Genomic DNA, 12768 nt, shown 5'->3' on the forward strand with positions numbered 1-12768 from the left:
CCCGGATTACGCTGCGCTCCATCCGGGCTACGGGGGCCTACTGCAGCGTGGGGTCCAGGCGATCCCGCAGCCAGTCGCCGATCACGGAGACGGCCAGCGTGGTCACGACGATGGTGGTTGCCGGGGCCAGCATGATCCAGGGCGCCCGGGTCAGGTATTCGCGGCCGTAGCCGACCATGTTGCCGAGACTGGTCATCGGCGGCTGGACGCCGAGGCCGAGGAAGGACAGGCCCGACTCCATCAGGATCACCTCGGGAAACACCAGCGTGGTCGAGACGATCAGGGTCGAGGCGATGTTGGGCAGGATGTGTCGCAGGTAAATCCGTGTCGGCGTCGCGCCCAGCTGCCGGACCGCGGCGGCGTAGCCTTGCGCATTGGCGGAGATGGCGAGGCCCCGCGCGATGCGGGCGTAGCGCTCCCAGCCGAAAAATCCCATCAGGCCGATCAGCAGCGGCAGCGAATTGCCGAAGAAGGCGAGCACCGCGAGCGCCATGATCAGGAATGGCATGCTGGCCTGGAAGTCGGACAGCATCAGCACGATCTGCTCGATGGCCCCACGGAAATGCGCGGCGAGGAAGCCGAGCGTGGTGCCGACGATCGCCGAGATCGCGGTGGCGCCGAACGCGATCAGCAGCGAGATGCGGATCGAGACCAGCAGCCGCGACAGCACGTCGCGGCCGAGCTCGTCAGTGCCGAGCCAGTGCGCGACATGGCCGGGCGCGGACAGCCGGTTGCGCAGGTCGAGCTGGGTGTAGCCATAGGGCGCGATCTTCTCGGCCAGGGCCGCGATCACCAGCATGGCGACGATCCAGCCGATTGCCAATGCGACCGAGACGGGAATTGCCGGAAGATTGATGCGGCGGCGGATGGTGGTGTCCTTCAGCGTCGCGTCGGTCATGCGTGCGCTCCTTTGGCGCGCAGCCGCGGATCGAGGAAGCCGTAGAGGAAATCGACGATCAGGTTGGACGTGACCATGGTCATCGCCACCAGCAGCAGGATGCACTGCACGACGGCGAGGTCGCGGTTGGCGACGGCGACGACCAGCAGGCGCCCGACCCCGGGCCACGAAAACACGCTCTCGACCACGACCGCGCCCGCGATCAGCGTGCCGACCATGAAGCCCAGAATGGTGACGGTCGGGATCGCCGCATTCGGCAGCGCATGAGATGTCACCACCTTGCGCCACGGCACGCCCTTGGCCGAGGCGGTGCGGATATAGGGCTGGCCCAGCACCTCCAGCATGGCGCTGCGGGTGAAGCGGGCCAGCACCGCGGCGCCGCCGAGGCTGAGCGTCGCGATCGGCAGGATGGCGTGACGCCAGCTGTCCTGTCCGCCCGAGGGCAGCCAGCCGAGCTGTACGGCGAAGACGAGGACGAGCAGCAGCGCGAGGACAAAACTCGGCACGGTGAAGCCGGCCACGGCCGTCATCATCACGGCGCGGTCGATTCCCGAGCCGCGATGCAGCGCGGCATAGATGCCGGCGGGAACGCCGAGCACCAATTTGAAGAAGAACGCCGGCAGCGTCAGCGCCAGCGTTGCCGGGATCCGCTCCAGCACCAGCTCGATCGCGGGCCGCCCGTCGCGCATGGAGCGGCCGAGCTCGCCCTTGGCGATGGCGTGGAAGTAATCGAGGTACTGGAACCAGATGGGATCATCGAGGCCCCAGGCCTTGCGGAAGGCGGCGAGGACCTCCGGTGGCGCTTCCGGTCCCAAAATCATCAGCGCGGGATCGCCGGAGAGGCGCAGCACGACGAAGGCGAAGGTGACGACCAGCACGATGGTCAGCGCCGCGCGTCCGATCCGAATGGCGAAAAAGTGTCCCATCAGGCAGCATCCCGCGTCTCGGCCTGCGGTCCGCTCACGAGATGGCAAGCCACCTGGCGGTCGCCGCCGACGACCGAGAGGACCGGCGTCTCCGTCTTGCAGCGCGCGATCGCGCGCGGGCAGCGAGGATGAAAGGCGCAGCCTTGCGGGCGCGCGGCCGGATTCGGCGGATCGCCCGCCAGCACGATGCGGCCCGCGCTGCGGCGGCCCGGTGCCGGCGAGGCCGAGACCAGCGCCTGCGTATACGGATGCTCCGGCCGCGCGAACAGGTCGTCGGCATTGCCGATCTCGACGATGCGGCCGAGATACATCACGGCGACGATGGTGCTGATCTGCCGCACGACGCGCAGATCGTGGCTGATGAACAGCAGCGTCAGCGACAATTGCGCCTGCAGATCGCAAAGCAAATTCACCACCTGGGCCTGGATCGAGACGTCGAGCGCGCTGACCGGCTCGTCGCAGACCAGGAAATCGGGCTTCGTCGCCAGCGCCCGCGCCAGCACGACGCGCTGGCGCTGCCCGCCGGACAGCGCGCCGGGATAGCGCACGCCATGGCCCGGCGTCAGTTCGACCGAACGCAGCAGTTCCCGGACGCGCTCCTCGCGTTCGGCCGGTGTCCCGAGGCCGTGAATGTCCATGGGCTCGCGGATCTGCGCCGCGACCGGCAATCGCCGGTCCAGCGCGCCCAGCGGGTCCTGAAAGATCATCTGCATGCGCGCGCGTTGCGCGCGCCACGCAGGCGTCCCCGGCGCGGCCATCGGCTTGCCCTCGAACCTGACGTCACCGCGGTCCGGTGGCTCCAGCCCGAGCACGATGCGGCCCGTGGTGGACTTGCCCGAACCGGACTCGCCGACGAGACCAAGCGTCTCGCCCTTGGGGATCATCAGCGACACGCCATCGACGGCATGAACCGCCGTGCGTCGGCCGAACATTCCCGAGCGCATGCTGTAGCTGCGCGAGATCGAGCGCACATCGACGAGCGGCACGTTCATTCGGCGGCAATCCCGAGCAAGGCCCGGCGCGACGCCTCTGCGCGGATGCAGGCCACCGCCCGGCCATCCGCGATCGGGACGAGGCTCGGCGCGGCCAGACCGCACGGCTCCGCCGCGAGCCCACAGCGGGGCGCGAAGGCGCAGCCGCCGGGCATGCGCGCAGGGTCAGGCACGGTCCCGGGAATGGCGGTGAGGCGCCGGCGCGGCCCGTCGAGCGGCGGCAGCGCACCGATCAGCCCTTGCGCATAGGGATGCACGGGATCGGCGAAGAGCTGATTGCTGGGCGCCTGCTCGACGATGCAGCCCGCATACATCACGGCGACGCGGTCGCAATTTTCGGCGACGACGCCGAGATCATGACTGATCAGCACCATCGCCATGTTCATCTCGCGGCGGATCGACGACAGCAACTCGAGGATCTGAGCCTGGATGGTGGCATCGAGTGCGGTGGTCGGCTCGTCCGCGATCAGCACATCAGGGTTTCCCGCCAGCGCCATCGCGATCATGATGCGCTGGATCTGGCCGCCCGAAAACTCGTGGGGATAGGCTTCGAGCCGCCGCTTTGCATCGGGAATGCCGACGATATCGAGCAGCCGCCGGGCTTCCGTCTTAACCGCTTCGCCGGAGAGATCACGGTGCAGCGCCAGCGCCTCGCAGAGCTGCCTGCGGATGGTCAGCACCGGATTGAGCGCGCTCGCCGGATCCTGGAAGATCATGGCGACCCGCCCGCCCCTGACATGGTCGAGCACGGCGGACGGCGCGCCCAGGATCTCTCGGCCGTCAAGCCGCACCGAGCCCGTGACCTTCGCATGTCTGGGCAAGAGGCCGAGCGCAGCCAGCCACGTCACCGACTTGCCCGATCCGGACTCGCCGACAAGGCCGAGGGCCTCGCCTTTGTGCAGGGCGAGGTCGACCCCGCGCAGGACCGGCGTGCCGTTGAAGGCGACGCCGAGACCCTGGATGCTGACCAATGGCGTCACGGCCTACGCCTCGAAATTGCCGGCGCGGAAGTCCATCGCGAAGGCGGGCGACGCCTTCCACTTGATCGACTTCGGCTTGGCCGTGAAGGTCGCGTTCTGGTGCAGCACCGTATAGGCGGGATCCTCGCGCTCGGCGATCTCCAGCATGCGGTGGAACGCCTTCTTGCGCGCCGCACGGTCGGTCGACGTCTCCAGGAACTCCGACAGCTTGTTCAGCTCGGCGTTGGTCCATTCGCCGATCTGCTGCTGCTGGCCGTTCGGTCCGTGCTGGGCAACCAGCGAGGAGACCGGATCGTTGAAGGCGGCCGAGTTCGACCAGTCGCGCACCGCGCGGGTCGGTGCACGCTCCATGACCTGCGACCAGTTCTCCTTGGTCTCGATCTGCACGTTGAGACCGACCGATTTCCACATCTCGACCAGCACCTGCGCGGTCGCGACCTGGTTGGTGTAGTAGTTGTTGAGCAGCCGATACGGGATCGGGTCGCCTTTATAATTGGCCTGCTTCAACAGATCCTGCGCGAGTTTCGGATCGTAGGCCGGCACGCTCCAGTCGGCGATGAACATGTCGCCGTAGAACTCCCACTGCAGGCCCTTCGGCACGCGTGTGCGGCCGGCCCACAGGCTGTCGACGATGGCCTGGCGGTCGATTGAATGGGTGAAGGCACGCCTTACAAGCGGATTGGCGAGCTGGGCGTGGTTCTTGTCGAACACGGTCAGGCGGTGATTGAGGATGGTGCCGCCCTGCACTTCGAACGCTGAGTTCTTCTCGATGCCGGCGATCTGGTCCGGCGGGATGTCGCAGGCGAACTGATATTCGCCCGACAGCAGACCGTTGATGCGGCTCGCGACTTCAGGCACTTCGAGGAAGCGGATGCGCTTGAGCGGCGGGCGGCCGCCCCAATATTCGTCATGCGCCTCGAGGGTCAGCGACACGTCGGGCTTGAGCTCGACGACCTTGTAGGGGCCGGTCGTGACAGGCTTACGCGCCCAGTCGAGATAGCTCGCGGATTCCTCCCAGGCGCGGCGGTTGGCAATGTCGGAGCCGTAGCGCGACAGGCGCCCCTCGATCGTGACGTCGGGCGTCGCGTTGTAGAAGCGTACCGTGTACTTGTCGACGGCATCGACACGCACGAGATCCGGCCAGATCCGGCGCGCGACCGCGGGCACATCAGGCGGCAATTCCTTGCCGGGACGCGGCGTCGGGATCTTTTCAAAAGCCTGGATGGTGGAGCGGCTCTTGGCCTCGCTCTCGCCGAACATGCGCGCGCGGCTGAACGTGAAGACGACATCCTCTGCCGTCATCTCGTCGCCGTTGTGGAACTTGACGCCCTGGCGCAGCTTCAGCTCGACGGTCTGATCGTCGATGCGGCGCCATTCGGTGGCAAGGCCAGGCACCGCCTCGAGGCTGCCGCGCCAGTTCTTCGAAATCAGGCCTTCCCAGATCGAGGAGAAGAACACGCGCTCGCCGACATTGGACTGCTCGCGCAGCACGTCGAGCACGTTCGAGTTCGTGACTTTCTGCACGGCGATCGTCACCGACGGGCGGTTGTCGGCCTGTCCGATCGCAAAGCGCGGCAGCAGCAGCGTGCCTGCGGCTGCGCCGCCGGATTTCAGAATGGTGCGACGGGTAAGCTTGCTCATGATGGTAGGATCCTGCGCTCTGTGATGGCGGTTATTCGGCGAGCCCAAGCGCGGCGAGATGAGCTGCGCCGGTGCGGACGTCGTCGTGATTGCGGAGCTCGAGGATCAACCGCGGATTCGAGGTCAGCCGGCCGAGCGCACGAAACACGGCAACCCACGGGATGTTGCCCTCGCCCGGCGCCCAGTGCCGGTCGGCGAAACCGTCGGTGTCCTGCAGATGAACATGTGTCAGCATGTCCCCGGCGGTCTCGACGTAATAGTCGACCGGCGGCGCGCCGGTGGAGATGTGGGCGTAGTTGGCGTGACCGGTGTCGAGGGAGACGCGGACCTTGGCGCTTTCAAGCGCCTTGGCGAGGCGCACGCGGTCGCGCGGATCCCTGTCCTCGATGTTCTCGATGACGATTTCGCAGCCGATCGTCTCAGCACGCGCGATGACTTCGGCGAGCGTCCCCTTGACGCGTTCGACGAGATTGCCGCGGTTATCGGGATAGAGATCGAGATTGTTGTGGTCCCAGGTCGTGAACGGCGAATGGATCACCATCTGCGTCGCGCCGAGGAATTCGGCGGCATCCAGCCCCTGCAGCAGGCGCTTGGTCACGACCTGACGGATCATCGGATCGTGGCTGCCAATTGCAAAGCCCCAGAACGGACCATGGATACCGAGCCGGCCGGTATGGCCGGAGAGCATCTGCTTGATCTCGGCGGCGGCGCTACGCCAGTCGCCGTCGAGCAGATCGGCGCGGAAGAAATCCTGGATTTCGAGGTCGCGCTGCCGTTCGAGAAGCCAGTCGCGGTGGGCGGGGATCGATTTGATGGACAGTGCGGCGCCCAACACCGGCTTCGACATGGCTTGCTCCTTCGACGTCGACAATGACGGGAGCAGCGCTAGACCAGTTCAATGACAGGCCCGTGAAATGCCGGTTCCGAAACGTCGAGCAGATGTGGACATCCTGTCGATCGCTTGCATCGATTTCAGGCAGCCGCGCGCGCAAGCGATGCAGGCGTATGCGTCAGCGCGCGAGTCCAAGTACGTTTATGTCCGTAGTGATCCGGAATGGAATCCTAACCATACTTCGCGTACATCGCGCCCATCGATCGGCGGCCTTCCAAGGGCATCACCCTCTGATCGCGCTTCATGGGGTTGGGGGACCATATGGGGCGGGGGGATCAAAGGCTGGGGCAAGGTTACGAGGTCCGGACTCCTAGGCACTCCGGACCTCGAACTTTCCAGATTGAACGCGATTTCGCGCCGCCGGCACCAGCCGCGCGGCGCGAAGTTCTTCTGGACCGCTTGATTAGGCGCGCAGCGCCCAATCAATCTTGCCGATCAGCACTGCCCGATCACTTCGGAACATTCCGTTCGAGATCCTCGAGCTCACGCCGCCGCGCTCGAATCCGACGGCGCACGCCAGTCACCGCGCGGCGACAACGAACCACCGGACGAAACCTTCGGCCCGTTCGGCATCGCCGAACGCTTGAACTGGCTGAACGCGAAGAAGCGGCGCAGGAACACCTCCAGCCAGCGGCGGATCTCGGCAAGATCATAGGCCTTGCGCTTGTCGTTGGGGAAAGCTGGAGGCCACTCGCCCTTGGCGACGTCCTTCCAGGCGTGCTGCGCCATGAAGGCGATCTTGGACGGCCGCATGCCGAACCGCAGCGTGTAGAACAGGTTGAAATCCTGCAGCTCGTAGGGGCCGACCGAGGCTTCCGTGCTCTGCGGCTTCTCACCTGGCTCTACCGGAACCAGCTCGGGCGAGATTTCGGCCGACAGGATCAGGGACAGCGTCCGGTTGACGTCGTCGCCGAACTGTTTCGACGCAATCACCCAGCGGATCAGGTGCTGGATCAGGGTCTTCGGCACCCCCGCATTGACATTATAGTGCGCCATCTGGTCGCCGACGCCATAGGTGCACCAGCCGAGCGCCAGCTCGGACAGGTCGCCGGTGCCGATGACGATGCCACCGTGATGGTTGGCGAGCCGGAACAGATAGTCCGTGCGCAGGCCCGCCTGCACGTTCTCGAAGGTCACGTCGTAGACCTTCTCTCCTTTGCCGAAGGGATGGCCGATATCCTTCAGCATTTGCGTCGCGGTGGTACGGATATCGAGTTCCTGCCAATTCGTCTGCAACGCCTTCATCAGCGCCAGCGCATTGGTCTTGCTCTCGCTGCCGGTAGCAAAGCCCGGCATGGTATAGGCTAGGATATTTTCGCGCGGCAGCCCGAGCAGGTCGACCGCCTTGGCGGCAACGATGAGCGCATGGGTGGAATCGAGCCCGCCCGAGACGCCGATCACGACACGCTTGGTGCCGGTCGCACGCATACGCTGCACGAGGCCGGCCACCTGGATGTTGTAGGCCTCATAGCAGTCCTGTTCGAGCAGGCTTTCGTCGCTCGGCACGAACGGGAAACGCTCGATCTTGCGCAGGAAACCGATGTCGCCGGCCGGCGGCTTCAGTGCAAACGTAACCTTGCGGAAAAACGCCTCGCGCTGCCGGCGGTTGTCGTCGAACGTGCCCATCAACGCACGCTCCTGCCTGAGCAGGTCGAGATCGACGTCGGCGAGCGTGATCTGGCCGCCCTGGCGGAACCGCTCGCCCTCGGCCAGCAGAGTTCCGTTTTCGTAGATCGAGGTCTGGCCGTCCCAGGCCAGATCCGTGGTCGATTCCCCTGCCCCGGCCGCCGAATACACATAGGCCGCAAGGCAGCGTGCCGAGGTCGACTGGCACAGCAATGCGCGCGCGCGTGCCCGGCCGATCGTGATCGGGCTGCCCGAGAGATTGATCAGCACGCTGGCACCGGCAAGCGCGAGCTCGGAAGCCGGCGTCACCGGAATCCACATGTCCTCGCAGATCTCAACGCCGATGGTCAGGCCCGGAACGTCCTCGGCCGCAAACAGGAGGTCGACGCCGAACGGCGCATGCAACCCGCCGAAGACGATGGTCTCCCCGGCGATACCGGCGCCGGAGGCAAAATGGCGTCCCTCATAGAATTCGCGATAGGTCGGCAAATAGCTCTTGGGCACGACGCCGAGGACGGCGCCACGATGAACGACGACAGCGCAATTGTAGATGCGGGCCCCAAAGCGCAGCGGCGCGCCGACGATCAGCACGGTCATCAGCGTCGAGGAAGCCTCGACGATCGCGGCGAGCCCGCGCTCGACCGCATCGAGCAGCGGATCCTGCTTCACGAGGTCTTCGATGGCGTAACCGGACAGGCACAGCTCGGGAAACACGGCGACCGCCACCGATTGCTCGTGGCAGGCATTGGCCGCCGCCAGGATCGCCTTGGCGTTGGCCGTGGGATCGGCCACATGCGAGGTGGTGACACAGGCCGCCACGCGCGCAAACCCGTGGGCGTAAATCGAGTGAAAACTCATCGAGCGCAGGACCCTCAATCTCTTCGCGGCCGGCCGTGCTCCGGCGGCCGCAAGCACAGCTTCTATGTAACCCATCGTCATGCCCCCGTGCAGGCCATCCGGCATCATGCATAACGGATTTGCAGCTTCGCCGGCCTCGCGCCTCGACCGCCTCAGGCGCTGCGGACCAGCATGCCGGACAGATCGTCCCGCAGCCACTTGGCGATCCGGGGCCATGCATGTGCGTGGGTCCGCGCGCCCATGAACAGACCGAGATGATTGCTGGATTCGGAGGCCGCCGTGACAAAGGCCGGCGGCGTACCGAGGAGATCGGCTGTCGCGAGCGCCTGCGCGGCCGGCACCACGTCGTCGTCGAGCCCGGCCAGCAGAAAGACCGGCGCCGTGACGTCCCTCAGATCGATTTGGCGGCCGAGTGCGACGAAGCTGCCGCCGGCGATCCGGTTCTCCCGGAAAATCCAGTTGACGATCTGGAGATAGTAGGTGCCGGGCAGATTGAGCGTCTCCACATTCCAGCGGTCGAATCGCGCGAGCAATGTGGCGCCCTCCTCGCCCGAGAGGTCTTTCTGCAATGCAGCCGCGATATCGTCTCGGCTCGGCGGCTTCGACCAGAACCGCAGCATTTCGTCGCCACTGACATTGCCGCCGCCGCGCGCGACGAGCTGGTCGTAGACCATCTCCGGTGCGCTGCGAGCCAGCCGGGAGAGCGCGGACTCGATCGAGAGATCGGCGGGCGCACCAACCAGCACCAGCCGCCGCACCTTGGCGGGAAAGCGCGCAGCGTAGAGCAGCGACAGCCACCCGCCCTGGCACAACCCGACGAGATCAACCGGCACGCCGATCTCGTCGATGGCGACGTTGAGATCGGACAGATAGCTGTCGATCGAGAGGTAGCGCATGTCCGGCGTGGCAGAGCGCCAGTCGGTGAGATAGACCCGGTCGATGCCGCCGTCTTGCAGGGACTGCACCACGCTGTGGCCGGACGCGAAGTCCGCGATCAGGGCGCGATGCAGCGCATAGGGCGCGCACACCAGCGCCGGCTGCCCCGATCGCGCCCGCGAGCAGTCGCGCAGGTACATCGTTGCAAGCTCCAAGGCGATGGAGTTAGGCGTCGTCCACGGCACGCCGCTTTCATCCTGCTCCGGCGGACCGCGCTGCAGCCACCAGAAGCACGCGTCCACCGCAAGCCGCGCCGCCGCAAACGGCCAAAGCAGAGGATCATCCGGAGCGCGCTCCGGTCCGCCCTGCTGTTTGCCGGCCTTCTCCGCCATGTCTATCTCGCGATGCTCACAGGAACGCCTCGAAGCTGATCACGGAAATGCCGCGCTCCGCAAAACTCCGATGGGTCGCTGCGACGGAACCGTCCAGATCGATGCCGCGACAGGCGTCCTCGATAACGGCAACCTCGAACCCCGCCTTGCGGGCGTCTTCCGCCGAGAAGCGGACACAGAAGTCGAGCGCCAGACCGGCGACGAAGACGGTCCTCAGCTCCCGTTCACGCAAATAGCCGAGCAGCCCCGTCGGCGTCCTGTGGTCGTTCTCGAACAGCGCGGAGTACGAATCGATCCCGCGGCGAAAGCCCTTGCGGACCACCATGCTTGCCCCGGTGAGGTCGAGATCCCCGTGGAATTCGGCGCCGGGCGTGCCCTGCACGCAGTGCGCCGGCCATAGCACCTGCGTGCCGTAATCGAGCTCGATGGTCTGGAACGGCTGTTTGCCCGCATGGTTCGGCGCGAACGAGACATGGTCGCGCGGATGCCAGTCCTGGGTCAGCACGATGTTGGCGAATCTTTGGGCGATCCGGTTGATGGCCGGGACGACCTTTTCGCCACCGGGAACGGCGAGCGCTCCGCCGGTACAGAAGTCGTTCTGCACGTCGATCACCAGCAGCACGTCGCGGTCGGAAATCTTCATCGCTGGCCCCATTCTGACCGTCCGGCACAACAAGGGCCGGACGCTCGTCTCCAATGTCGATCTTCCCGCGCGGCTTCGCAACCACCGACCCTATGCGGCGATAGCGCGCGATATGGCGCACCAATCCCCTATTGGATGCAACGGTTTGGCCTCGTCCGTGTTGACTAGGCGCAATCAAGCGAGGATTCTCGGGACCGTCAGCAAACTGCGGACCGGATCAGGAGTGGAGGCAGAGGTTCCCGACGGCTGGCAAGGCCTCGGCAGCCACAGGGTCATATGAGTATCGGCAAGACAGGACAAATTCTTCTCGCCGATATCGGCGGCACGAACGCGCGGTTCGCGCTGAGCCATGGCGACGAGACCGGCCCCATCGACTATGTGAAGGTCGCAGACTTTCCCACGGTCCGGGAGGCCATCACCGATGTTCTGGCGCGCCGGTCTGGTGCCGGGCGGCCCAGCAGAGCCGTGCTGGCCGTCGCGGGTCCGGTGACGAACAACCGCTGCGTCATGACCAACAGCCCCTGGGTCATCGACGGCAATGAGCTCCAACCGGCCCTCGGCTTCGACAGCGTTCATGTCCTCAACGATTTCGAGGTGGTGGCCTGGTCGCTGCCCGCCCTGAAGCCGGCCGACCTGATCCCGCTCGGCGGCGGGGAAGGCCTCCCCGGAGAGCCGTTGCTGGTGGTCGGGCCCGGAACCGGCTTCGGCGTCTCCTGTCTGGTCGAGCGCCATGGTGCCCGGCTGGCAGTCGTCACCGAGGCCGGACACGCGACCCTGCCTGCGGAGAACGAGCGTGAGGAGCGCGTCGTCGCCTGCCTGCGCAAACGCCTCGGTCATGTCTCGATCGAGCGTGGTGCGCTGTCCGGCTCCGGTCTGCAAAGCCTCTACGAGGCGCTGGCGGAGATCGACGGCGCCCAGGTTCCGCACCGCGACGCAGCCGCCATCACCAAGGCGGCCCTGGAAGGAAGTTGTGCCCTCAGCCGCGCCACGCTGGAGATGTTCTGCGCCATCCTCGGCTCGGTCGCGGGCAATCTCGCGGTGACCTTTGGTGCGCGCGGCGGCGTCTATATCGCCGGCGGAATCGTGCCGCGCTTTCCGGATTTCCTTGCAGCCTCGGCGTTCCGCGCGCGCTTCGAAGCCAAGGGCCGCTTCCAGGACTACCTGCGTAACATCCCGACCCGGCTGGTCACGAGACCTGATGCAAGCTTCCTCGGCCTCAAGATGTTCGCCGACCACAATCCGGATTGATGCGCGTACCAGTCATGCACAGCTGATTGCACCCGGCGCCCGGTTCCGCACATGATCGTGCTTGCCCCATCGTTTCCGATGAGAAACAATTCAACCAGTGTGTGGCGTAGTTGCGGGGGCGTGACATGCGTAAGCAAGACATTGGGTTCGACTATCACCGCTATCACCGTCTGCTGCTCGACGCGGACGACGAGAGCAAGCGGCTGGCGCTGATCGAGCTGCTCATCGAGGAAAAGGCGCGCGACCGGTTGGCCGCGCAGCGCGCTTCGGACCGCGCTGCCATGACGGCACATACCATTGCCAACGTGCTGAAGAACGGTCGCAACTGAGGCTTGCGGGACTTTACGGGACCGGCGCTACGGCCCCTCGCCGTCGCTCGGCGTGGCGCCTTCGCCATTGCTCAGAGCGGCAACCTGGCAATCACATCTGGAAACAGCGTGTCGATGATCGCCTTGAGCTGGTCGAGGGAAATCGGCTTGCGCAGGATCGGCCTGCGCCGGAGCAAGGACGGCAGCAGCTCCGGCCCGTAGCCGGAGGCGAACAGAAACGGCTTTCCGCGGCGCTCGATAAGGTCGGCAACGGGATCGACGTAGAGGCCCTTCAGGTTGATGTCGAGGATCGCGAAATCGTATTGCGCGGTCATCGCAAAGGCGCTGGCGTCACGGACATTGTCCGCTTCCGCAACGACATGGTGGCCAAGTTCCGCGACCATGTCGGCCAGCATCATCCGGATCAACGCTTCGTCTTCGACCAGGAAAACGGAGAGTCCGCCCGCCATATCAACCCCGCAATCAGC

General features: G+C 65.8%; 11 protein-coding genes and 1 pseudogene. 2 read left to right on the plus strand and 10 right to left on the minus strand.

Features of this window, described 5'->3' with window-relative positions:
- Positions 1-37: 37 nt before the first annotated feature.
- The 9 genes and pseudogenes from ACQ86E_RS31715 to pncA all read right to left on the minus strand — a co-directional run bounded on the left by ACQ86E_RS31715 (position 38) and on the right by pncA (position 10736).
- Complete coding sequence (locus ACQ86E_RS31715; RefSeq protein WP_431203298.1) at positions 38-898, minus strand: ABC transporter permease; 861 nt, start codon at positions 896-898, stop codon at positions 38-40.
- Positions 895-1824: an ABC transporter permease gene (locus ACQ86E_RS31720; RefSeq protein WP_431203299.1), complete on the minus strand. Its 930-nt coding sequence runs from the start codon at positions 1822-1824 to the stop codon at positions 895-897. Before ACQ86E_RS31720 ends, ACQ86E_RS31715 begins: the two co-directional genes overlap by 4 nt.
- Complete coding sequence (locus ACQ86E_RS31725; protein ID WP_431203300.1) at positions 1824-2816, minus strand: ABC transporter ATP-binding protein; 993 nt, start codon at positions 2814-2816, stop codon at positions 1824-1826. Before ACQ86E_RS31725 ends, ACQ86E_RS31720 begins: the two co-directional genes overlap by 1 nt.
- Positions 2813-3796 (minus strand): ABC transporter ATP-binding protein, encoded by a 984-nt coding sequence (locus ACQ86E_RS31730; protein WP_431203301.1) that lies wholly within the window; start codon positions 3794-3796, stop codon positions 2813-2815. Before ACQ86E_RS31730 ends, ACQ86E_RS31725 begins: the two co-directional genes overlap by 4 nt.
- Positions 3797-3799: 3 nt before the next feature.
- On the minus strand, positions 3800-5437 hold the full coding sequence (locus ACQ86E_RS31735; protein ID WP_431203302.1) for an ABC transporter substrate-binding protein: 1638 nt from the start codon (positions 5435-5437) through the stop codon (positions 3800-3802).
- 31 nt (positions 5438-5468) lie between these two features.
- Positions 5469-6284: a sugar phosphate isomerase/epimerase family protein gene (locus tag ACQ86E_RS31740; protein ID WP_431203303.1), complete on the minus strand. Its 816-nt coding sequence runs from the start codon at positions 6282-6284 to the stop codon at positions 5469-5471.
- Positions 6285-6778: 494 nt separating this feature from the next.
- Positions 6779-8813: pseudogene (locus tag ACQ86E_RS31745) on the minus strand (NAD(+) synthase).
- Positions 8814-8965: 152 nt separating this feature from the next.
- Positions 8966-10081 (minus strand): alpha/beta fold hydrolase, encoded by a 1116-nt coding sequence (locus tag ACQ86E_RS31750; protein WP_431203304.1) that lies wholly within the window; start codon positions 10079-10081, stop codon positions 8966-8968.
- A gap of 16 nt (positions 10082-10097) precedes the next feature.
- Complete coding sequence (gene pncA / locus ACQ86E_RS31755) at positions 10098-10736, minus strand: bifunctional nicotinamidase/pyrazinamidase (RefSeq protein ID WP_431203305.1); 639 nt, start codon at positions 10734-10736, stop codon at positions 10098-10100.
- A gap of 264 nt (positions 10737-11000) precedes the next feature.
- On the opposite strand from pncA, the gene glk reads away from it, so the two are divergent.
- Positions 11001-11972, plus strand: a complete 972-nt coding sequence (gene glk, locus ACQ86E_RS31760; protein ID WP_431203306.1) for a glucokinase — start codon at positions 11001-11003, stop codon at positions 11970-11972.
- Positions 11973-12097: 125 nt separating this feature from the next.
- Positions 12098-12301: a hypothetical protein gene (locus ACQ86E_RS31765; RefSeq protein ID WP_431203307.1), complete on the plus strand. Its 204-nt coding sequence runs from the start codon at positions 12098-12100 to the stop codon at positions 12299-12301.
- Between the two features lie 71 nt (positions 12302-12372).
- On the opposite strand, the gene ACQ86E_RS31770 is transcribed toward ACQ86E_RS31765, so the two are convergent.
- Positions 12373-12750 carry a response regulator gene (locus tag ACQ86E_RS31770; RefSeq protein ID WP_431203308.1) on the minus strand — a complete coding sequence of 126 codons (378 nt, stop codon included), beginning with the start codon at positions 12748-12750 and terminating at the stop codon, positions 12373-12375.
- Positions 12751-12768: the final 18 nt, after the last annotated feature.

The sequence above is a fragment of the Bradyrhizobium betae genome (assembly GCF_050632175.1).
GTDB lineage: Bacteria > Pseudomonadota > Alphaproteobacteria > Rhizobiales > Xanthobacteraceae > Bradyrhizobium > Bradyrhizobium betae_B.